At 39.1% G+C, this 22,912-nt stretch carries 18 protein-coding genes; 17 read left to right on the top strand and 1 reads right to left on the bottom strand.

Annotated features, from left to right (window positions below):
• Positions 1-72 precede the first annotated feature (72 nt).
• The 8 genes from HMPREF0873_RS02355 (at position 73) to HMPREF0873_RS02320 (ending at position 12,201) form a co-directional block, all read left to right on the top strand.
• Entirely contained in the window at positions 73-1,155 is a 1,083-nt protein-coding gene (locus HMPREF0873_RS02355) for an efflux RND transporter periplasmic adaptor subunit (RefSeq protein WP_004696124.1), read from the top strand.
• Between the two features lie 12 nt (positions 1,156-1,167).
• Positions 1,168-1,890, top strand: a complete 723-nt coding sequence (locus HMPREF0873_RS02350) for an ABC transporter ATP-binding protein (protein ID WP_038125404.1) — start codon at positions 1,168-1,170, stop codon at positions 1,888-1,890.
• Positions 1,883-3,094, top strand: coding sequence for an ABC transporter permease (locus tag HMPREF0873_RS02345; RefSeq protein ID WP_038125403.1), 1,212 nt, complete (start codon positions 1,883-1,885; stop codon positions 3,092-3,094). The genes HMPREF0873_RS02350 and HMPREF0873_RS02345 overlap by 8 nt, the downstream gene beginning before the upstream one ends.
• Before the next feature lie 225 nt (positions 3,095-3,319).
• Positions 3,320-3,784 (top strand): PaaI family thioesterase, encoded by a 465-nt coding sequence (locus HMPREF0873_RS02340; RefSeq protein ID WP_004696117.1) that lies wholly within the window; start codon positions 3,320-3,322, stop codon positions 3,782-3,784.
• A 36-nt stretch (positions 3,785-3,820) separates the two neighbouring features.
• Positions 3,821-4,843: a phenylalanine--tRNA ligase subunit alpha gene (gene pheS, locus HMPREF0873_RS02335; protein WP_008714102.1), complete on the top strand. Its 1,023-nt coding sequence runs from the start codon at positions 3,821-3,823 to the stop codon at positions 4,841-4,843.
• Between the two features lie 9 nt (positions 4,844-4,852).
• Positions 4,853-7,297, top strand: a complete 2,445-nt coding sequence (gene pheT, locus HMPREF0873_RS02330; RefSeq protein WP_008714100.1) for a phenylalanine--tRNA ligase subunit beta — start codon at positions 4,853-4,855, stop codon at positions 7,295-7,297.
• Positions 7,298-7,385: 88 nt separating this feature from the next.
• Entirely contained in the window at positions 7,386-9,809 is a 2,424-nt protein-coding gene (locus HMPREF0873_RS02325) for a DUF3656 domain-containing protein (RefSeq protein WP_008714099.1), read from the top strand.
• 13 nt (positions 9,810-9,822) lie between these two features.
• A complete protein-coding gene (locus HMPREF0873_RS02320; protein ID WP_008714096.1) occupies positions 9,823-12,201 on the top strand; it encodes an endonuclease MutS2 in 2,379 nt (792 codons plus the stop codon).
• A 153-nt stretch (positions 12,202-12,354) separates the two neighbouring features.
• On the opposite strand, the gene HMPREF0873_RS02315 is transcribed toward HMPREF0873_RS02320, so the two are convergent.
• The gene (locus tag HMPREF0873_RS02315; RefSeq protein WP_008714094.1) at positions 12,355-14,445 is read right to left on the bottom strand and encodes a transglycosylase domain-containing protein; all 2,091 of its coding nucleotides are present in this window, start codon (positions 14,443-14,445) and stop codon (positions 12,355-12,357) included.
• 157 nt (positions 14,446-14,602) lie between these two features.
• Between HMPREF0873_RS02315 and tyrS the strand changes: the two genes are divergently transcribed.
• The 9 genes from tyrS (at position 14,603) to HMPREF0873_RS02270 (ending at position 22,899) form a co-directional block, all read left to right on the top strand.
• Positions 14,603-15,811 carry a tyrosine--tRNA ligase gene (gene tyrS, locus HMPREF0873_RS02310; RefSeq protein ID WP_008714092.1) on the top strand — a complete coding sequence of 403 codons (1,209 nt, stop codon included), beginning with the start codon at positions 14,603-14,605 and terminating at the stop codon, positions 15,809-15,811.
• Between the two features lie 226 nt (positions 15,812-16,037).
• The gene (locus HMPREF0873_RS02305; protein WP_038125402.1) at positions 16,038-16,655 is read left to right on the top strand and encodes a CoA pyrophosphatase; all 618 of its coding nucleotides are present in this window, start codon (positions 16,038-16,040) and stop codon (positions 16,653-16,655) included.
• Entirely contained in the window at positions 16,652-16,894 is a 243-nt protein-coding gene (locus tag HMPREF0873_RS02300) for a hypothetical protein (protein ID WP_008714088.1), read from the top strand. The genes HMPREF0873_RS02305 and HMPREF0873_RS02300 overlap by 4 nt, the downstream gene beginning before the upstream one ends.
• Before the next feature lie 2 nt (positions 16,895-16,896).
• Complete coding sequence (locus HMPREF0873_RS09925) at positions 16,897-17,343, top strand: hypothetical protein (protein ID WP_155105581.1); 447 nt, start codon at positions 16,897-16,899, stop codon at positions 17,341-17,343.
• Between the two features lie 186 nt (positions 17,344-17,529).
• Positions 17,530-17,826, top strand: a complete 297-nt coding sequence (locus HMPREF0873_RS02290; protein ID WP_232191991.1) for a hypothetical protein — start codon at positions 17,530-17,532, stop codon at positions 17,824-17,826.
• A gap of 145 nt (positions 17,827-17,971) precedes the next feature.
• Positions 17,972-20,353, top strand: a complete 2,382-nt coding sequence (gene ppsA / locus HMPREF0873_RS02285; protein WP_008714084.1) for a phosphoenolpyruvate synthase — start codon at positions 17,972-17,974, stop codon at positions 20,351-20,353.
• Between the two features lie 98 nt (positions 20,354-20,451).
• Positions 20,452-21,081 carry a helix-turn-helix transcriptional regulator gene (locus HMPREF0873_RS02280; protein ID WP_232191990.1) on the top strand — a complete coding sequence of 210 codons (630 nt, stop codon included), beginning with the start codon at positions 20,452-20,454 and terminating at the stop codon, positions 21,079-21,081.
• 10 nt (positions 21,082-21,091) lie between these two features.
• Positions 21,092-21,913 carry a pyruvate, water dikinase regulatory protein gene (locus HMPREF0873_RS02275; protein ID WP_008601139.1) on the top strand — a complete coding sequence of 274 codons (822 nt, stop codon included), beginning with the start codon at positions 21,092-21,094 and terminating at the stop codon, positions 21,911-21,913.
• Entirely contained in the window at positions 21,910-22,899 is a 990-nt protein-coding gene (locus tag HMPREF0873_RS02270) for a deoxyguanosinetriphosphate triphosphohydrolase (protein ID WP_008714080.1), read from the top strand. Before HMPREF0873_RS02275 ends, HMPREF0873_RS02270 begins: the two co-directional genes overlap by 4 nt.
• The last annotated feature ends 13 nt before the right edge of the window (positions 22,900-22,912 follow it).

Genomic DNA, 22,912 nt, shown 5'->3' with positions numbered 1-22,912 from the left:
AAAAATACTATATGTGTTGATATAGAATAAATGTCTTTTTAATATATCTTCATCTTAAAAAAGGAGATCATAATGAAAGAATTCTTACAAAAGCATCGTAAACGCATAGTGACTGGTGCTGTTGTTCTTTGTGTTCTTGGTGGCGGCACATATTACTACATGGATAGTCTAAATGCAAATCAAGCACAAACGTTATATACTACTGGCAAGGTTGAAAAGGGTGATGTAAAAACTAGTATCAGTGCCACAGGTACTATTAATCCTGTAAATTATGTAGATGTTTCTACAAATGTTGCTGGTAAACTTGAAAAAGTTTTAGTTAAAGAGAATGATCAAGTTACGGCCGGTCAAGTTATCGCTTATATTGATACACGTCAATTACAAGCATCTGTTGATGATGCTCGTGCAGCGTTAGCCAAAGCAGAACTTGATATGAATCGTTATAAATCCTTGGCGGCTCAAGATGCTATTGCACAACAAACATATGATGATTCTGTAACATCTTATGAACGTGCTAAATCTACTTATGAACGTGCTGCCGCAGATTTAAGTGATGCTACTATTACAGCTCCAATGTCTGGGACTGTTGTTGGTACACCGCTAAAAGCCGGTCAAACTATTAGTACTGGTATTTCCACACAAATGATCATTGCTACCATTGCAGATTTAAAAAATTTAGAGATTTATCTTACTGTAGACGAAACCGATATTGGCAATATCAAACAAGGTGCTAAGGTAGAGTTTACTGTAGATTCTAAGCCAGGTGAAACTTTCACCGGTTACGTTTCTGAAATTGCAAAAGGTACAAAAGGTAATATGGGCACAACAAGTAGTAGCGTTGTGTACTATACTGTTAAGGTTCAAATTCCTGAAAATATTGCAGGTAATTTCTTACCAACTATGACGGCTCGTGCCACAATCTTTGGTGAAGATATTAAAAATACATTGGTAGTTCCTCTTACTGCTGTACGTACGGACAAACAAGGTGAGTATGTATATGTTATAAAAGATGGTCAACCAGTACGAACCGCTGTCTCTACAGGTGTAACTGGGGATACTAATGTTCAAATCTTAAAAGGTTTATCTGAAGGTGATGAAATTATCGTAAGCGGTGATGTGAATGCACCAAAAAATAATGTAGCTGGACCATTCTAAGGGTAGGTGCTTATGAACCAAACAGTAATTGACATACAAGGAATTACAAAAACCTATGTGAATGGCAAATTATCAGTACCTGTTCTGCATGGCATTGATTTAGTTGTCAATAAGGGTGAATTTGTATCCATTATGGGACCATCTGGCTCAGGTAAATCAACCTTTATGAATATTCTCGGATGTTTGGACCGACCTACAACTGGTTCTTATCGACTCAATGGAGACGAGGTTGCTACCTTATCTGATGATGAGCTTGCGTATGTACGTAACAAACAGATCGGTTTTGTATTTCAAAGCTTTAATTTGTTGACAAAATTGACAGCCCTAGAAAATGTAGCGCTTCCTATGATTTATGCCGGTGTAAATAAAAAGATGCGCATTGAACGGGCCACTCAATTATTACAGTCTGTCGGCTTGGGCGAGCGTATGGACCATTTGCCATCCGAGTTGTCTGGTGGGCAACGTCAACGTGTGGCGATTGCTCGTGCATTGGCAAATAATCCTGCTATTATCATGGCTGATGAACCGACAGGGAATCTTGACTCCAAGTCAACCGTTGACGTTATGAACATCTTTCGAGGCCTTCATAATGAAGGCCGTACGATTCTTCTAGTTACACATGAACCGGATATTGCTACGTACGCGAGTCGTAATGTAGTCTTGAAAGATGGGATAATCGTAGAGGATTCGATCAATTCTAATATGACTCCTATAAAGGAGGTGCCTAATGTATAAAGAAAGTTTTCTAATGGCATGGGCTTCCTTGGTTGCAAATAAATTACGATCCCTTTTGACCATGTTAGGTATCATTATCGGTGTAGCAGCTGTTATTGCCTTGGTATCTATCGGTAATGGGGTTAAGCAAGATATTGAGGATTCTATTTCTAGCCTAGGCTCCAATTTACTTGTAGTTATGCCAGGGGCGCCGCGGACGCCAGGTGTTAGACCTTCGCAGGGGTCCATGAAATCGTTGAAAATATCTGACTATGAAGCTATTGCCAAGTTAGAAGGTGTAAAAGCTGCCAGTCCTATGACAAATGGCTCTTATGTGGTGATTTATCAAAATAAAAACTGGACTACATCTGTTGCGGGGGTTAATGCTAACTTTCAGGACGTAAATAATTGGACTATGACATCTGGTCGTTTTTTCTCCGATAAAAATGTTCAGAACCGAGAACGTGTAGCGGTTGTAGGCCAAACGGTAGTAAAAAATTTGTTTGCCGATGAAGATCCTGTAGGCAAGGAAATTCGCGTTAAGAATATACCGTTTCGTGTAATTGGTGTTCTCAAAAGTAAAGGGAACGGAACCATGGGCAATGACCAAGATGATACGGTGTTAATTCCATATACTACATCGATGGAGCGCGTAGAGGGGATTGATTATCTTCGCATGGTCTATGTTGTGGCTAAGGATGATGAGGGCATTGACCGTTTGCAGGCAGATATAGAGAATTTGTTGCGTGTTCGTCATAATATAAAAGATACAAATTTGGATGATTTTAATATTCAAAATATGAAATCTATTATGGAAACAGTGGCTCAGACGACGGGAACATTTACGTTATTCCTAGGGGCTGTAGCTGCGATTTCACTCGTTGTAGGTGGTATTGGTATTATGAACATCATGCTTGTATCTGTAACGGAACGGACTCGAGAAATTGGCGTGCGTAAAGCTTTGGGGGCTACGTATAGCGTAATTGTTACACAATTCTTAATAGAAGCTGTTGTAATAAGTTTGATGGGGGGCTTTATTGGTATTGCTTTCGGTATAGGAGCCTCAAAAGTAATCGGAATGGTATCTGGAATGAGTACAATTGTATCTGTTCCAACAATCATAATGTCCTTTGCCTTTTCCATGGCTATTGGTTTGATTTTTGGTATATACCCAGCCCGTAAAGCGGCTAAGCTCAATCCAATCGATGCATTGCATTATGAATAGTTTTGAATTTATAAATGTGTTTTCTTAAGAACATACCATATAATTAGATAGAGTTATTCGCATATGGTGCGTTGCATGATACAATATGTATGATGTAACGCACCATTTTTATATGTTTGTATTGAATTTTGACATATAACTATAAAGATTTTCATACAGGTAATGTAATAGACTTAGTATTTAGATTAGTTAATCTATGGGTATGTATATAGAATGGAGAACCTTATGGCTACAACATTGTTAGAATATTTCAACGAATTACGAGATCAAAACCCATTTTCTTGGGTGAAAGATTCTGAGATTACAGCAGTGGAACCAGGTCATGCGGAAATGACATTGCAAACAAATGAAACAGATTACTGCAATTTTAGAGGGGATTTGCATGGTGCCGTATGTATTGGCTTAGCAGATAGTGTGATGGGGACTGCTTGTTTTACATTGGGAAAATCTGTTAGCACCATTGATCTTAATGGTAACTATGTGAAAGCTGTTAAAGGCGGTGCTGTATTGCGTGGTGTAGCCAATGTAGAGCACAATGGTAAAACTACTATGGTTGCTACCGCTCGTATTTATAATGAATTAGGTGAACTTGTTCACTTGGCACGGGGTACATTTTTTGTACTAGAAGAGAAGCCATTACCTGATTTACCATGGCGTTTTATTGAAGAAGACAACCCTGATTTGGTATAATATAAGTTAGACTTTTACAAATAGGAGGATGCTTGAATGGAACAAGAATTACAACGTATTAAGGCAGAAGCCCTTGATGCCATCAAAGACGCTGCTGATCAACAAGCGTTGCAAGATATACGTGTTAAATATTTAGGTAAAAAAGGCGAGGTAACGGCTTTACTAAAAGGTCTTGGTAAATTATCTCCAGAAGAACGTCCGAAGGCTGGCGCCCTCGTTAATGCTGTTCGTGAAGCGTTAGAGGCTGAAATTGATACAGTTAAAGCTCGTATGGAAACTGCAGAGTTAAATGCTCGTTTAGAAAAAGAGCGCATCGATATTACATTGCCTGGCCGTGCACAAAAAGCTGGTCATATCCATCCATTAACAAAGGTTAATGAAATGATTGAAGACTTCTTCATGAAAATGGGGTATACCGTTGAAGAAGGTCCAGAAGTAGAGCAAGATTACTATAACTTTGAATGCTTAAACTTGCCTAAAGATCATCCTGCACGTGATATGCAAGATTCCTTCTATATTACAGAAAACTTCTTATTGCGCACGCATACATCTCCAGTACAAGCTCGTACAATGCAACGTCATGAACCTAATAGCCCAATCCGTATGATTGCGCCTGGTAAGGTTTACCGTTGGGACTATGATGCGACTCATTCCCCTGTATTCCATCAAGTGGAAGGCCTCATCATCGATGAGCATATTACATTTGCTGACTTAAAAGGCACATTAGAGTCCTTCTTACGTCACATGTACGGTGATGAAACAAAGGTACGTTTCCGTACAAGCTTCTTCCCATTCACAGAACCATCTGCAGAGGTAGATATTTCCTGTGTAATGTGTGGTGGCGAAGGTTGCCGTGTATGTTCTCATACAGGTTGGCTTGAAATTTTGGGCTGCGGTATGGTTCATCCCGATGTATTGCGTATTAATGGGTACGATCCTGAAAAGGTTAAAGGCTTCGCCTTTGGCATGGGCGTAGAACGTATTGCTATGCTTTTATATGGCATTAACGATTTACGTCTATTCTTTGAAGATGATGTACGATTCTTGGAACAATTTTAGGAGGAACTCATGAAAGCAAGTTTACAGTGGATGAATGAATACGTGCCTGTGGATATGAATCGTCCTGCTCAAGAATTGGCCGATGAATTAACACAAGCTGGTATTCCTGTAGAAGATGTCATTGCTATGGATAATGGCATTAAGAAAATTTATACTGGTAAAATTGTTGAGATTACAAAACATCCAGATGCAGATAAATTACAAGTATGCCAAGTTGAATGCCTTACAGAAGAAGGTGAACCTGTTACAAAACAAATCGTAACGGCTGCTACAAATGTTGCAGTAGGTCAAATCGTGCCTGTAGCGTATCATAAATCTCGCTTAGCAGATGGTACAGAAATTAAAAAAGGTAAATTGCGTGGCGTTGTTTCTGAAGGCATGTTCTGTTCCGTTGCAGAATTTGGTATCTCTAGCGACTTAGTATTGCCAGAAGAAGCTCAAGGAATTTACATTTTCCCTGAAGGAACACCAATTGGTCTTGATGTAAAAGATGTTTTAGGCTTAAATGATACAGTATATGAATTTGAACTCACCGCTAACAGAGCTGATTGCTTCTCAATGGTTGGTTTGTCCCGTGAATTTGGAGTCATGACAAATCAAAAAGCTTTATTCCCTGTTATTATGGTTAACGAGAATGGAGAATCCATTGAAGGCAAAGCATCTGTATCTATCGAAGCTGATGACCTTTGTACGCGTTTTACAGCTCGCGTAGTAACTGATGTTAAGGTTGAGCCATCCCCATTGTGGATGCAAAACCGTTTACGTAATAGCGGCATTCGTCCTATTAATAATGTAGTAGACGTAACAAATTATGTTATGTTAGAACTTGGTCAACCTATGCATGCCTATGATTATGATCATGTAAAAGGTCATAAATTAGTGGCGAGACGTGCTAAAAATGGTGAAGTGCTTGTTACACTTGATGGTTCTGAACGCGAATTGAATGACTCCATGCTTATCATTGCTGATGCTGAACGTCCAGTAGGTGTAGCAGGTATCATGGGTGGCTTTGATAGTGAAGTGACAAACGAAACGACCACAGTTATGTTTGAAGCTGCTGTATTTAATGGTCCATCTATTCGACGCACTGCTAAAGCTCTTGGCATGCGCTCTGAAGCATCTGGCCGTTTTGAACGTGGTGTAAATCATAAATACACCGCCTATGCTATCGACAGAGCGGCGCAATTATTGCAACAAATTTGCCCTACTTGTAAAGTTGATGTAGGCGTTATCGATGTATATAAAAATCCTGTAGAACAACATACAGTTACTTTCACAGCAGCACAAATCAATGATTACTTGGGTACAAACATTGAAAAAGACGAAATGGTTCGTATTTTGACAGCCCTTGAGTTCGTTGTAACCGAAGACGGCGACAAGTTGTCTGCCCTTGTTCCAACATGGCGCGGTGATGTAACAGTGATGCCTGATATCGCTGAAGAAATAGCTCGTATTTACAACTACGATAATATTACTCCGACAATTCCTGTAGCCGTATTGTCCTCTGGTGGTATGACACCTAAGAAAGCTCTTATTAAAGAGGATACACATGCTTTGGCTAAATTGGGTATGACTCAAATCATTACATTTAGCTTCATGCATAAAGATGGTCTTTCCAATATGATGCTTCCTGAAGGGGATAGCCGTTATACAGCCATTCCAATCTTGAACCCTATTTCCGAAGAATTCCCTTATATGCGTACTACATTGGTGCCGGCTGTTATCGAAGCAGCAAAACGCAATATTGCACAACAAAATAAGGATCTTTGGTTATTTGAAACGGCTAATGTGTATGAACCAAAAGATTTACCTTTAACAGAAGTACCTCATGAACGCCCTATGGCTTGTGGTATTTTGATGGGGAAAGCAAACCAAGCTGGTTGGAATCAAGCAGAACGCACTACAGATTTCTATGATGTAAAGGGTATTGTAGATGCGTTGTTAGCTGAACTAGGCGTTACAAGCTATGAAGTTAATCGTGGCACTGAGCCATACTTTCACCCAGGTGTGAGTGCTCAATACGTAGTTGATGGTAAAATGATTGCTCAATATGGTGAATTACATCCACAAGTGAGCAAAAACTTTGACTTACCTGGCAAAGTATATATGTTTGAAATCGATTTGGAAGCCGTATTATCCTTAACGATTCCACCGTTCCGTTATACATCCTTCAGTAAATTCCCAGGCACTAGCCGTGACCTTGCCATCGTTGCACCTGTGTCCGTATCTAGTGGTGAAATTTTATCCATCATTAAAGAACATGGTGGAGAATATTTAGAAAGTGCGTCTATCTTTGATGTTTATGAAGGTGAACATATCGAAGCAGGTTACCGCAGTCTCGCATACAACTTACAATTCCGCTCTATGGAAGGTACGTTGAATGATGAGGATATTGACGGTAATATTCAAGCTATTATTGATGCATTAGCAGAAATTAACTGCAAATTACGTTAATTTTAAGCAGTATATTGAAAGGGTTTACCATATGGTAAACCCTTTTAGTACTATAGTTATGCCTTTAGTTAGGTAGAAAGGACTGTCCATGGAATTATTGGCTCCTGCCGGTACGATGGAAAACTTTATAGCCGCTTTAGAATCTGGAGCAGATGCCATTTATCTTGGTGGCAAAGGTTTTAATGCCCGAGCTCATGCAGCAAACTTTGGAATTGAGGAATTAACCGAGGCTATTCGCTTGGCCCATATTCTAGATGTGTCTGTATATGTAACGGTAAATATCCTCATAGGTGACTCCGAATTATCTGCTCTTGAGGCATATTTAAAGGACTTAGAGCGCATCGGCGTGGATGCTATCATCGTTCAAGATTTAGCAGTGGCTAAATTGGCGCAGCGAGTGGCTCCTAAATTACACTTACATGGCAGTACACAAATGACTGCAGCTACGCTCGATGCGGTTCGTTTTTATGAAAGTCTCGGTTTTACACGTGTCGTTTTAGCTCGTGAATTGAGCCTCGCTGAAATTGAACATATTTGCAAGAACTGTACAGCTGAAATCGAAGTCTTTGTACACGGTGCGTTGTGTGTATGTTATTCTGGTCAATGCTTAATGAGTTCTTTCATCGGTGGTCGCAGTGGTAACCGTGGTGCTTGTGCACAGCCTTGTCGGTTGCCTTATGAGCTATTGGATTCTTTAGGTGCTAGCTTGTTGCCAAAACACGAAGCCTATCTATTAAGTCCAAAGGATCTTAACTATAGTGAATATATGAATGAACTTGTGGCGGCCGGTGTTACGTCCTTTAAGGTAGAAGGGCGTATGAAAAAGGTTTCCTACGTGCGTCAAGTTATTGGAACCTATCGTCATATTTTAGATACGGCTCATATAGATTCTACTGATGCCGATGCATTAGCTTCTGGATTTAATCGTGGATTTTCTACGGATTATTTAACAGACCATGTAGGAAAATCAATGATGACCGTGGTGGCCCCAAATAATCAAGGGAAATTGATTGGCAAAGCAGAGGTCAAAAAGGGTCAAGTTCATTTATTCCTAACAGAACCAATTGAAAAAGGATCACTCTTAAAGGTCATGCAACGTTCTGGTAGTATTACGTACTATCAAATCGATCAGAACTGGTCTCTAGTGGATGAAAAGCATATTGTAGGTAAACCGGATGAAGGCTTTGCTGCGGGGCAAGTATTCCTTGCATCAGGCCCTAAAGCTCAAAAGCAACGGGGACTACAAGACTTTACCGCTAAATTAGAGGTACATGGTTATCTATCTATTAATACTGAACGAGAAATACCTTATACAGAACTAACCTTTGTATTGAATGATGGTCGTACTGTGACTATATCTAACGAGTTTGAACCTGTTTATGCTAACAATAAACCGACTACATTAGAGAAGGTTAGAGATCAAGTAGGTAGATTAGGGAATACATTATTTACACTAGGCTCTATGTCTATTCCTGATGGACCGTACATGTGGCCCGCTAGTGTTTTAAATGCATTGCGTCGCGATGCTGTAGAGGCGCTAGAAAACTTGTTGCTTACAGACCATGAAGCAGCTTGGGCAGAACGTGCTGTAGAACCCCGAAATATGTCATCATTAGTAGCTAAAAGTAAGGTTCAATACACAGAGCCTATGGTGAGTGCTCGCGTTGATGAACTCGATGGTGTAAAAGCAGCAATCGAAGGGGGTGCTAAGAAGATTATCTTTGGTGGTGACCGTTTGCAACGTAAGCCTTATGAAATTAGCATCTACGAGCAGGTAGCCAAACTTTGTAAAGAGCATAATGTGCTTTGTGTATTTGCTACGCCTCGCGTCGTTAAAGATGATGAGGTAGACGCGTACATGAATACGCTTAAGGCCATAGTTGAGTCTAAACCAGATAGCATTTCTATTCATATGCCACAAGCTCTATTATGGCTTCGTGAGTTAGGATATTCAGGTGCTATTGAAGCTGATACAGGTCTTAACATATTCAATGGCTCTGCACTACAAGTATGGCAAGATTTTAATATGAGTAGTATAGCTCCATCCTTAGAGTTGACCTTGGCACAATTAGTAAACTTACAAAAATCTGCTCATTTGCCATTAGAGGTAATGGTACACGGTTATACAGAAATGATGATTTCTGAGTATTGTGCCATCGCTAGTTTTGTGGGCACTGGCAAAAAGGAAAACTGTCCTATGCCATGTGTAACAGAGGACTATGCATTGAAGGACCGTAAAGGGGAAGTGTTCCCATTGCGTACCGATCCTTATTGCCGCATGCACATCATGAATAGTCATGAAATGGATATGCGTGCTTACGTGCCCGAGTTATATCGTAAAGGTCTACATATCTTGCGCATCGATGGGCGTCATATGGATCCACATCGATTGCGTAACATTGTAGCAGATTATGTATCTATTCAAAATGGAACAAAAGAGGCTCCTCCTAAAAGCGTAGGCAAGGATGATACGCCTATTACAAGGGGCCACTATTTTAGAGGTATTTTATAAAAGAGGTAGTACATTGTTTAACGAAGATGTATTAGACTTTCACCATATAAAAGAACAATTACAACAGCATTGTAGTTCTACCATTGCTAAAGAATTGGCTATGAATATTGAGCCAATGATCGATGCAAAACAAATTCAAGAGAATCTTGATGAAACAGCAGAGGCTATGCGTTCACTACAAACAGAGGTAGAACAACCGTTAGGTGGTACACGAGATATTCGTGAATCCTGTAAAAAGAGTCGAAAAGACTTTGTCCTTACTCGTGAAGCATTGTGGGATATTTATTTGACCATTGGTGCTTATAAGCGCATGACAAAGTTCTTTAGAACGAAATATATGGATTATCCATTGCTATCCCTATGGGTACAGGATATGCCGAATACAGATCGCATTGAAAACCGTTTTAAACGCGTCTTTGATGAAAAGGGGGAATTGCTTGATACAGCGTCTCCTAAATTGGCGAGCCTTAGAAATACGATTATTAAAACTCGTGAAAAGATTAAAAATGATATTCAAGCTATCCTGCATGATAAAGATAATCAAAAGTATTTCCAAGAAACCATCATTACGCAGCGTAATAATCGTTACGTAATTCCTGTAAAACAAGAGTATCGCCAATACTTTGATGGCCTTATTCACGACCGTTCTGCAACGGGTCAAACACTTTACATTGAACCGATGCGTTTGGTGAATCTAAATAATGAATTACAAGAGGCTTTGATTGGTGAAGAGCAAGAGGTCTTGCGTATTTACCGCGAGTTATCGGCTCTTGTAAAACAACATAGCAATGATTTGATGGATGCTTGTGAAAAGGTATCCCATATCGAATTTGTATATGGTAAGGCAAGTCTTGCTATTTCTTACAAGGGGGTACCGGCAATCTTAAGTACTGACAGAACCGTTAATCTCATGAGAGCTCGTCACCCATTAATTCCACCAAATATGGTAGTGCCTACAAATATTCAATTAGGTACATCGTACCGTATTTTACTAATTACTGGTTCTAACACAGGTGGTAAAACAGTTTCCCTTAAAACATTGGGCCTGTTGAGCTTGATGAATCAATGTGGCCTATTTATCCCTGCTGATCACGGTTCTATGTTACCAGTATTCCATAATATCTTTGCCGACATTGGAGACGAGCAAAGTATTGAGGCCAGCCTTAGTACGTTCTCTGCTCATATGACACAAGTTATTTCCATCATCAAACATTGTGGTCCTAACGACTTGGTTTTACTGGATGAACTTGGGTCTGGTACTGATCCAGAAGAAGGTAGCGCATTAGCTGTATCTATTCTTGAGTTCTTCCGTAAAAAAGGTGCCCTTATGATGGTAAGTACCCATTATAATGAGCTTAAAAATTATGCTTACCATACGGAAGGTATTGAAAATGGTCACGTAGAGTTTGATGAGCGCACCTTAAAACCTACATATCGGCTCCATATCGGCGTAGCCGGCAGTAGCCATGCGTTAAGCATTGCTGCACGTTTAGGCTTACAAAAGGACATTGTAGAACGCGCAACAGAGTATAAATCTCAATTTGGTAGTCATGAAATGGAAGAAGTTCTTTCCGACTTAAACGAACAACTCCGTAAAGCCTCTGAACGTGAAAGAGCGTTAAAGAAAGAACTTGATGAAACACGTCGTATGCGTGGCCAATTAGAGAAGGAAAAGAAACAGTTTAATGAAAATCGTAAACAAATCTTAGCCAAAGCTCAGGCCGATGCAGAATCCATGAAACGTAGTTTACGCGTTGAAGGGGAAGCGATTATCAAGCAATTGAAAGCGCAATTCTCTGAAACAAATAAGGATAGGCTTCAATCGGCTATTAATGCAGCACGTAAGGGGATTTCTAGTGTTCATGTACCAGAAGCTGCAGTGGATGATGATCGTAAGTCGTTAACCGCAGATGCTATTAAGGTAGGCCAAGCTGTTTATGTTACGTCCTTGCGTTCGTTGGGTACTGTGTTATCTATCAATGGTAACCGTGTAAATGTTGATATTAATGGACTAACAGCTACCGTTAAGGTTAGCGAATTACAATCAACTACACGTGAAGAAGGCAATAAACTAGCACGTGAACAAAAAGCAGCCATGCCTAAGACTAGAAAACGTATGGGTGGCTCCGCCGTACAACGTCAAAAAGAGGTTCGTACTGAAATCAATATTCTTGGCCAAACAGTAGATGAAGCGACCGTTTCTGTAGGTAGATTTATTGACCAAGCTTTGCTTGGTGGTGTTAATCAAGTGCGTATTATTCATGGTAAGGGTACAGGTGCATTACGTGAAGGCGTTCACCAATATTTACGTACCTTGCCTCATGTAGCGCACTTTGAAATAGCCGGTTATGATGAAGGTGGTGCAGGGGCTACAAATGTAGTTCTTAAATAAAAATATAATTTTCAAAATATTGTATATGGAAATAAAAAGGTAGTAAGATCCTAGGGCTTGCTACCTTTTTGTATAGATAATATTTGGATAGTAAATAAGTATAAAAGAAAGGGCGGAACACTGAGTTCCGCCCTTTTAGAAACTACTGTTGAATTAGCGTTCCTTTTTAGACTTTTTATTTTTCGATGAATTTGATTTTTGTTCTGTAACCTCTTCTTTTTGAGGCTTGTCATTACTTTTTATCTTTTCATCTGTTGTTTTGCCTGTATCGTCTTTCTTATCTGCTTTTTCGTCCTTTTTATCTTCTTTTTTAGGTTGTGCCTTTGCAGGATTGACGTAACCTTCAGAGATTGCTGATTGTGCGCTAGCTGGGATAGGGAAGTCAGATGCTGGAGTATTGGCAAGAGCATTGGCCATGAATTGCCCCCACATAACAGCAGGTGTGCTACCACCTGTAATACCGTGTAATGTTTCGGTGCCGTAGTCATCACCAATCCAAACGGCAGCTACTAAATCTGGAGTGTAACCTATGAACCAAGCATCTTTGGAATCATCAGTAGTACCTGTTTTACCTGCTGCAGGACGACCGATGGCTGCATTACCGCCAGTACCGCCATTTATAACAGATTCTAGCATATTAGTTATGATGGCCGCATCTTTTTCATCAATAACGCGTTTTTCTTGGATAGAGTTTTCTTCTACAACTTGGCCGTTGCGATCTACAATTTTAAGGATAGCTGTAGGTTGAACCTTGATACCGCCATTAGCAAGTACACCGTAAGCCTGTACCATATCAAGAGGAGTAACACCATGAGTTAAACCACCAAGTGCTGTCGATAAGTTGTAATCTTGATCAGTTAGAGTAGAGATACCCATTTCTTTAGCAAGATTAATAACTTTAGTCATACCTACTTCATCGGCAACTTTTACAGCTGCTACGTTGCGAGAATGCTGTAATGCGTAGCGATATGTAATATTACCTTCGTAGTCATTTTCATAGTTTTTAGGACTCCAATTACCGAAAGTAACAGGACTGTCCTCAACTATAGAACCAGGAGTTTTACCTGATTGAATAGCTGCTAAGTAAACGAAAGGTTTCATAGTGGAACCAGGTTGACGTTCTGCTTGTGTAGCGCGGTTGAAAGCGTCATCACCGCGACCACCGACCATGGCTACAATGTAACCATTGTGAGGGTTCATAGCTACTATAGCACCTTGTGGTTGAGATAATCCATTTTTATCAGTGTAGTAATTAGGCAAGTTTTGCATTGCTGCAACTGCAGCATTTTGTGCATCCATATCGAGAGTAGTATAGATTTTTAATCCATCTTTATAGATGGCATCATCGCCGTACTTTTCAGAAATTTGAGAAATAACATAGTTAATGAAGTAAGATGCATTAGATTTCTCATGAGCTTGTTCTTGTTTAGCTATCAAACCTAAATCTGCTTGGCGAGCTTCGTCAGCTTGCTCTTGTGTAATATAACCATATTTTACCATTTGGCCCAATACGACGGCTTGACGCTTTTTACTAGCCTCCAAATCATTAAATGGGGAGTAATAGTTAGGGCTTTGTGGTAAACCAGCAATGAGTGCCGCTTGTGCAAGTGTTAACTCACTAGCATCCTTACCAAAATATACATGAGATGCAGATTGTACACCGTAAGCACCTTGACCAAAGTAGATTTGGTTCATATACATTTCAAGGATTTCATCCTTGGTGTAATGTTGTTCAATTTTAAGGGCTAATAAAGCTTCGGAAATTTTACGTTTTAATGTTCTATCTTGAGATAAGAATGCATTACGAGCTAACTGTTGAGTAATTGTGGAACCACCTTCAGATACGCCGCTATGTACAATGTTTACCCATACGGCACGTAAAATACCAATTGGGTCAATACCATGATGCGTATAGAACCGAGAATCTTCTGTAGCTACAAAGGCATTCTGTAAATCTTTTGGTACATCTTTTAGAGGTACTGGTAATCTATTTTCTGTGGAGTGAACCGTAGTAATGAGATTGCCATGCACGTCATAAATCTGAGACGATGCAGAAGGGCGTACATTGGATACATCCGGTAGATTTGATAATGTGGCACTTATGAAACCACAGCCACCACCGGCTACGATGAGTATAAAGAGAAGTGTACAAATCCAAAATAGACGCTTAGGATTTGTTTTCTTCGGTGTAGAACCATTGCCATTTGAGCGGCGATTGGTTCTCGTATTTGAGTTACTACTCATAGAGTCACCTCTTTTTTCTTTTAGTAAATATAACGTAAATTCTATTACGCAGTTATAAATATTATATCATAAATGGTTTAAATCCAATACTATATATAATTGTGAAAGTTTTTAGATAATGGTATACTTAAACAATAGTATTTCTAGGAGGATTATCATGATTAGTGCTCAAGAACAAGTGCGCCAAATTAAACATGGTGTAGCGGATTTAATTAACGAACAAGATCTTGTAAAAAAAATAGAGAAATCCATTAAGGAAAATAAACCACTAGTTGTAAAACTAGGTTTGGATCCAACGGCTCCAGATATTCATTTGGGACATACTGTTCCTCTTCGCAAGCTGCGTTTATTCCAAGAATTTGGTCATCAAGTAGTGATCGTCATCGGTGGCTTCACTGCTCGTATTGGTGATCCTACTGGTAAAAGTGTTACTCGTCCACCATTAACAAAAGAAGAAGTATTGAAAAATGCTGAAACTTATAAGACACAAATCTTCAAGGTATTAGACCCAGAAAAAACAATCGTTCGTGACAATAGTGAATGGTTAGAATCTATGAATTTTGCTGACGTACTTCGTTTGGCTAGCTCTTATACAGTTGCCCGTATGATGGAACGCGATGATTTCAGCAAACGCTTTAAAGAAGGTCGTCCTATTGGCGTGCATGAGTTCATGTACCCATTGATGCAAGGTCACGATTCTGTTGCATTACATGCAGACGTTGAATTTGGTGGCACAGACCAAACTTTTAACCTGTTGATGGGGCGTCATTTACAAGAGTTAGAAGGTCAAGAGCCACAAGTTGTTATTACAATGCCATTGCTTGAAGGCCTTGACGGCATTCAAAAAATGAGTAAATCTTTGGGCAATTACATCGGTATTGATGAAGAACCTAAAGAAATGTATGGTAAAGCAATGTCCATTCCTGATGAATTGATGATGCGTTATTTCATGCTCGTTACAGATATGTCTATTGAAGAGCAAGAGGACATGACAAAGCGTCTTGAATCCGGTGAATTGCATCCGCGTGATGCCAAGATGCAATTAGCACGTACCATTGTTCGCTTGTACCATGGTGAAGAAGCTGCTCTCGAAGCGGAAGAAGAATTTAAACGGGTGTTCCAACAACGCGCCATGCCTACAGATATTCCTGAGTACGCTATGGATGCACCAACAGAACCAATCTTTGTCCCACAATTCTGTACAGATGCTGGTTTAACTGCGTCCAATGGTGAAGCACGTCGATCCATTAAAGCAGGTGCTTTCAAAGTAAACGGTGAAAAATACACGGAAGAAAACCTTAAGCTAGAAGATGGCATGATCATTCAAGTTGGTAAGCGTAAATTTGTAAAAATTAAATTTAACTAATATAAAACTGTGATGAGATAGAAATCTCATCACAGTTTTTTCTGTCTATTTTGTTTATAAGATTATCTATCTACTGAATCTGTTGTTTGTGAAGCAAGAAATTGACTTACAAGTTAATGTATAATGAATATACAAAGACAATATAAAAATAAAATACAAATTTGATACATAAAAGATTTTTACAAATATTGTATAAAATAGATTATAACTTGTGAGAGGACCATTTATGGACAAGAAATTAAGTAACCTTTTATCACAACGAGAACATACTGTTCTTACAGATATTGATGTTATTACGGCGGCAGTAGCCGTGCCTCTATTAGAAATCGATGGAGAAGATCATATGGTGTTTACCGTGCGTAGTAATACATTGCGACGTCAACCCGGTGAAATCAGTTTCCCTGGCGGGCACTGTGAGCCTAATGATAAAAGCGGTGCCCATGCTGCCATGCGTGAATGCTCTGAGGAACTTGGTATAGACTTAGATCAAATTGAACTGCTAGGAAATCTAGACTGTTTAGTATCCGCAATAGGTGTAAAACTATATGCGGTCGCCGTGCGCCTACATACAAGTGATTTAAAACCAAATTCCGATGAAGTAGGTGAGGTATTTACAGTTCCCTTACAATATCTATTAGATATGGAACCGACCGTAGGTCACCTAGACATTGGAACTAAGCCGTTAAAAGATTTTCCATTCCATCTATTAGAAGGATATAATATCGACTGGAAAATTAGACAAAACTATTCCGTCTATTTCTATCCTTATAAACAATACACCATATGGGGACTTACTGGACGAGTGTTGAAGAATTTTTTAGATATATATAGGGATGTTAAATGAAACCTGAATTTGTTCCATGGTTATGGATTATTTATGTGGCTTATGTTTTACATAAGAGATATAAAGAAAATAGTCATTTGGAAAAATATGAAATCATACTTGCTATTATTAGTTTAATATTTGTATGTGGAGGCTATTTTCTTATGATATACTATAATCTTAGTGAAACTGGAATATTTTTTGTCAATTTATTTTTTGTTTTGTTCATGATTTTAATTAAAGTAGTATTTGGAGTGTAAATTTGGAAATATTAAATTGGCTTGGATTTGCTATGCTTCCTATAGGGATAATAATATCAATATTACTGATTTTATTGGGAACAATAAAAGAAGTTAAGTTTGTAAATCCTAGAGTTCCATTAGGACGCTTACTCTTCTTTTTCGGAAGTGGATTTTCTTTTGTAGTAGGAGTTATATCTTTAAAGTATGGCCATAGTGCGTTGTATGCTAATACCTTTAGCGAGGGATTAATATATAATATTCTTGGGTATTCATTTTGTATATATGGTTTTACTTTCTTTTTTATGACAGGTATGAGACGAGCTTCTGATATCGGGATTCCGTATTGGGTATACCCTGTTTTTATAATATTAATTTTATCGAGTAGACTTATAAATAAAGAGATTTCTGAGTTTCTTTTTTTAGGTATGTATATATTTTTACTACAACCAGGAAGAACAAGAGAATAATCATATGTATTTATAACTATATTATTTAATGTAAGATTAAATGTTTGTGGAGTATTATATGTTATAAAAAAGCAATAAAAGCAATATATATTTATTTTATTAGGGTTATTCGTACTTTCCACATTGACCTACTCCATTTATTACAAGATTGATAAAGATAATAAACATGAAACTGCTGAAGCAGTTTTGAATAGATTAGTTGTTGTTTCTAATAGTGAAGATATTAGAATGTCTTATGGTCAGTATAGCCGTGGGGAGTGGGTCCAGTATCTTGATATGAAGGTAAGCCCTGATTATAAAACTGTTATGCCACAAACTCTAGAAACTATTACCTATATTTTTCCTAATAGTAAAGTAGAAAAAATTGAGACTTCAGAGGCTACATTACTATATCGTATTACTTTAGAGGATGGTATTTTATTTGTTAATGGCAGTGATATGAAGCCCGATCAATTAAGATTTATTGTTCATGTGTCAAACTAAAATAGGAGATGATTGTCTATAATTAGGCAATCATTTTTTTGTTGTATATTAATGCCTATATAAATTGACAGATTACAAATTAAGGTATACTATTTATGTGTAAAAGGTTTAATGTGTTGCACTAATTAATCTAGGAGGTTCTCACATGAATCGCGAAACAGCATACGTACTTTGGTTTGATGAATTACAACGTGAAGATGTTAATTTAGTAGGTGGCAAGTCTTCTTCTTTAGGGGAATTGACATCCTCCACTAATGTACCTGTACCTTATGGCTTTGCAACAACTGCTCATGGTTATCGTGAGTTTATGAAAGCTACAGGTTTGGAAGATAAAATCCGGGCTGAGCTTGATGCTTTAGATGATGTAGAAAATTCTGCATTATTGCGCGAAGTGTGTGCTAAGATTCGCCGCATGATTTGTCAGGAAGAAATGCCAAAAGACTTGGCAGATGCTATCCGTCATGCTTATGAAGAACTTGGTAAAAAAGTGAACGAAGAAAATCCGTTTGTAGCTGTTCGTTCTAGTGCAACAGCAGAAGATTTGCCAGATGCAAGCTTCGCAGGCCAACAAGATACGTATTTAAATGTACGCGGTGCTGACGTAATTATCGAAAAAGTAAAAGAATGCTACGCATCTACATTCACAGATCGTGCCACATACTACCGTGTAAAACAAGGTTTTGACCATATGACAGTAGCATTGAGTGCTGCAGTTCAAATGATGGTATTCTCTAAAGCAGCTGGCGTAATGTTTACTGTTGATCTTGTAACAGGCAATGATAACAATATTCTTATTGAAGGCTCTTGGGGTCTTGGTGAATATGTTGTACAAGGTACGGTTACACCAGATAATTTCCGTGTGGATAAAGAAAAGATGGAAATTACGGACCGTATGATTAACGATAAACATGTCCGCCTTGTTCGTAAAGCTGATGGTGACTGCGTTGAAGAAGTGGTTCCAGCCGACGAAGCAAAAAAGCAAGTTATTACAGATGCTCAAGTATTGGAGCTTGCTGAATACGCTAAAGCAATCGAAAAACATTATGGTTGCTACATGGATATGGAATGGGGCGTAGATGAGCGTGACGGTAGAATTTGGATTTTACAAGCTCGTCCAGAAACAGTTTGGTCCCGTAAAGAAAAACCAGAAACAACTGAAAAAGCTAGCACTTTAGATGCGGGCAATCGTGAAATTATTGTAAAAGGTTTACCAGCTTCCCCTGGTAATGCAGCAGGTAAAGCTCACGTAATCATCAACCCTGAGGATATTGACGAGTTTAAAGAAGGGGAAATCCTTGTCACAGCTATGACGGCTCCTGACTGGGTTCCTGCTATGAAAAAGGCAAAAGCTATCGTTACTGATGCTGGCGGTATGACTTGTCATGCGTCTATCGTTAGCCGTGAGCTTGGTATTCCTTGTATCGTAGGTACTAAGAGCCGTAGCCATGAAGCGACTACATCTATTAAAGATGGTCAAATGATTACTGTTGATGCTACAAATGGTATCGTATATGATGGCGTATTAGAAGATATCGTTAAAAAGCCTAAAGCTCAAGTTTCTACAGGGGCAGCAGCTGAATATGTACCTGTAACAGGCACTAAGATTTATATGAATCTAGGCGACCCTGATTTGGCCCAAAAATATGGTGTACTACCATGTGATGGCATCGGCCTCATGCGTGAAGAGTTCATTTGGACAACCTTTATTCATGAACATCCATTGCACCTTATCGAAACAGGGCGCAGTGACTTTGCTGTAAATACATTGGCGGAAGGTATGCGTAAAGTATGCCAAGCATTAGCCCCTCGCCAAGTAGTAGTTCGTTTGAGCGACTTCAAATCTAGTGAATACCGTGACCTTAAAGGTGGCGATAAATATGAACCACATGAATCTAGTGCATTACTTGGCTGGCGTGGCGCATCTCGTTACTATGATCCTAAGTACACACCTGCTTTCAAATTAGAATTAGAAGCAATCAAAAAAGTACGTAACGAATTTGGTTTCAAAAATCTACAAGTTATGATTCCATTCTGCCGTACTGTGGAAGAAGCTGAATTAGTAACTAATTTGATGGCTCAAGAAGGTCTTGCACGTAGCAAAGACTTTAAAGTATGGCTCATGGCTGAGATTCCATCCAATATCATCTTAGCTGATCAATTTAATAAATATGTAGATGGTTATTCTATCGGTTCTAACGATTTGACTATGCTTGTACTCGGTTGTGATCGCGATAACGAAACAGTTCAACATATCTATGATGAACGTAATTTAGCAGTTCGCAGAGCAATTCGTCACCTCATTGAGGTGGCCCATAAAGATGGTAAAACTGTATCCATCTGTGGCCAAGCGCCAAGCGTATACCCTGAACTTTGCGAATTCCTTGTGAAGAGCGGTATCGACTCCATTTCTGTTAACCCAGATGCAGTGGTTAATACTAAGAAAATGGTGGCTCAAATCGAACAACGAATTATGCTCGATGCTATGACTGGTCGTGGTCGTCAAGAATCTGACGAACTAATTTGGTAATAATATAGTTATAGTGAAAGAGGAGGCCTGTGGGTCTCCTCTTTTTCTGAATGGTAACTTAGGATATAATACAAACAGAGATGAAAGGGGGTTACCGTGTGAAACTGTCGAAACGACAAGAACAAATTGCTCAAATCGTTCGCGAAGAAGGTCCTGTAACAGGTAGTGCCATTGCTGAACATTTAGAGGTCACAAGATCTGCGTTGCGCTCAGATTTATCAGTATTGACCATGTTAGGTGTGTTAGATGCACGTCCAAACGTAGGCTATTACTATGTAGGACTTTCAAAGGAAACACAAACGGCTGAGCGATTAAAGTCATTTCTGGTAAGTGATGTATTATCTCAAGCAGTTGTGGTCAATGGGGATACGAGTTTGTATGATACAATTGTCACATTATTTACAGAGGATGTAGGTACCATATTAGTGTGTGATGGCTCATACCTAGTAGGTGTGGTATCTCGAAAAGATTTATTACGCGCCTCTATGGGACAAACAGATTCGCATACCATGCCTATATCTATGATTATGACCCCTGTAAGCAAGGTTATATCGGTGGAGCCTACCGATACTTTGGTAGAGGCTGCACAGAAAATGATAGATTATGAAGTAGATTGTTTACCTGTCGTCGTTCGTGAGGATATAGGTAACAAGAAACGTTTAAAGGTTGTGGGCCGTGTATCAAAAACGACGGTAGCAAAAGTATTTTTAGAATGTAGCATACACTGAGGTTGATAGAATGGCAGAAAAAATTATTTATGCAATATCGGATTCCCTGGGGGAAACTGCTGAGGCTGTAGCGAGAGCTACGGCGAGTCAATATGATAAGGAGCAAATTGAAATTGTCCGTGTTCCCTATATTGATAGTGAAAGCCAAATTGATGAGGTCATAGACGACGCAAAACGTGGGAATCATGTTATTTGCCATACCATTGTGTCTGCGTCTTTACGTAAGTATTTGCATGAGAAGGTGGCTGAATATAATATTCCGGCTGTGGATATCATGGGGCCTGTTCTCGATGCAGTTGGTACTATCGCGACTACTAAACCGCGTATGACAGCAGGTATGGTTCATAAACTCGACCAAGAGTATTTTAAAAAGGTTGAAGCTATTGAGTTTGCCGTGAAATATGACGATGGTAAAAATCCATCTGGTTTTGAAAAGGCCGACATAGTTATTATTGGTGTATCTAGAACTAGTAAGACACCATTGTCCATGTTCTTGGCGTACAAAAAGATTAAAGCCGCAAATTTGCCACTAGTTCCAGAGGTACCGTTGCCAGAGGAATTGTTCAAGATTCCGGCAAAAAAAATCGTGGGCCTTATTATAGATCCATACAAATTAAATAATATTCGTAGTGAACGTTTACGCGCTATCGGTCTTGAAGACGAAGCAAATTATGCATCTATTGAGCGTATTCAATCTGAATTGGATTATGCAAAGGCTATTATGCGTCGTTTGCACTGCCAAGTGTTAGATGTTTCTAATAAATCCATTGAAGAAACGGCTTCCCTTGTTATGCAATTGATTGATAAAAATCGCGCGTCGGAGGGTAAATGAATATACGTGAACAAATAGAGGAGAGGGAGGCTTTGCTTCTGTCTCCCTATGCAGCTAAAAGCCGCGATGCAATCCGTGATATAGAAGAAGAGCCTGATCCACTTAGAACCGCGTTCCAACGCGATCGAGATCGTATCATTCATAGTAAATGTTTTAGACGGTTAAAGCATAAGACACAGGTATATATTGCGCCAGGTGACCATTATCGGACACGCATGACTCATACCCTTGAGGTAGGTCAAATCGGTCGTACTGTAGCTCGTGCATTACGTTTAAATGAGGATCTTGTGGAAGCTATTGCCATGGGTCATGATGTGGGACATACACCATTTGGTCATGTAGGCGAATATGCATTGCGAGATATGGTGGGGCACTTTAATCATAATGAGCAAAGTTTACGCATGGTTGAGGTATTAGAAAGACATGGTGATCATCAAGGACTCAATTTAACCACCGCTGTTCGAGATGGAATCGTAGGTCACACAGGAACTACAATTCCTGTGACCTTGGAAGGTCAAATTATTCGTATTGTAGACCGCATTGCGTATTTATGTCACGATTTTGATGATGCACAGCGAGCAGGTATGTTGACGGCAGAGGCGTTACCTTTTGAAGTGCGCGAACATTTTGGCATGACTCCATCCAGTATGATTACTGCAATGGTAGAGGATATGGTACGGGAATCCTTGGATAAGCCAGCTATATCTATGTCTGCTGATGTGGAAATGACGATGAATCTATTCCGTCAATTTATGTTTAAACATGTATATTTGGCACCAGCTTTAATTCCGGATCGCAAAAAGGCATCCCATGTGGTGAAAAATCTATTTACTCACTTCATGGAACACCCTGATGATATGGAAGGCTGTGAAACAGGTAAAGCGTTTTACTCTACACGTGATGTAGTTGATTATGTAGCAGGCTTAACAGATCAATATGCTATTAAGTTATTTAAGCAATATTATATTCCCAATATTACATTATAAATAACAAAAAAAG

The sequence above is a fragment of the Veillonella sp. 3_1_44 genome (genome assembly GCF_000163715.1).
Taxonomy (GTDB): Bacteria; Bacillota; Negativicutes; order Veillonellales; family Veillonellaceae; genus Veillonella; species Veillonella parvula_A.
This window is presented reverse-complemented; position numbering and strand designations above follow the sequence as displayed.

Bases quoted from the DNA above. Each gene is read 5' to 3' on its own strand.
- pheS (WP_008714102.1), top strand. From the start codon at position 3,821: ATGGAACAAGAATTACAACGTATTAAGGCAGAAGCCCTTGATGCCATC.
- pheT (WP_008714100.1), top strand. From the start codon at position 4,853: ATGAAAGCAAGTTTACAGTGGATGAATGAATACGTGCCTGTGGATATG.
- HMPREF0873_RS02340 (WP_004696117.1), top strand. From the start codon at position 3,320: ATGGCTACAACATTGTTAGAATATTTCAACGAATTACGAGATCAAAAC.
- HMPREF0873_RS02350 (WP_038125404.1), top strand. From the start codon at position 1,168: ATGAACCAAACAGTAATTGACATACAAGGAATTACAAAAACCTATGTG.
- ppsA (WP_008714084.1), top strand. From the start codon at position 17,972: ATGAATCGCGAAACAGCATACGTACTTTGGTTTGATGAATTACAACGT.
- HMPREF0873_RS02305 (WP_038125402.1), top strand. From the start codon at position 16,038: ATGGACAAGAAATTAAGTAACCTTTTATCACAACGAGAACATACTGTT.
- HMPREF0873_RS02300 (WP_008714088.1), top strand. From the start codon at position 16,652: ATGAAACCTGAATTTGTTCCATGGTTATGGATTATTTATGTGGCTTAT.
- HMPREF0873_RS02345 (WP_038125403.1), top strand. From the start codon at position 1,883: ATGTATAAAGAAAGTTTTCTAATGGCATGGGCTTCCTTGGTTGCAAAT.
- HMPREF0873_RS02275 (WP_008601139.1), top strand. From the start codon at position 21,092: ATGGCAGAAAAAATTATTTATGCAATATCGGATTCCCTGGGGGAAACT.
- HMPREF0873_RS02315 (WP_008714094.1), bottom strand. From the start codon at position 14,445: ATGAGTAGTAACTCAAATACGAGAACCAATCGCCGCTCAAATGGCAAT.
- HMPREF0873_RS02355 (WP_004696124.1), top strand. From the start codon at position 73: ATGAAAGAATTCTTACAAAAGCATCGTAAACGCATAGTGACTGGTGCT.
- HMPREF0873_RS02325 (WP_008714099.1), top strand. From the start codon at position 7,386: ATGGAATTATTGGCTCCTGCCGGTACGATGGAAAACTTTATAGCCGCT.
- tyrS (WP_008714092.1), top strand. From the start codon at position 14,603: ATGATTAGTGCTCAAGAACAAGTGCGCCAAATTAAACATGGTGTAGCG.
- HMPREF0873_RS02270 (WP_008714080.1), top strand. From the start codon at position 21,910: ATGAATATACGTGAACAAATAGAGGAGAGGGAGGCTTTGCTTCTGTCT.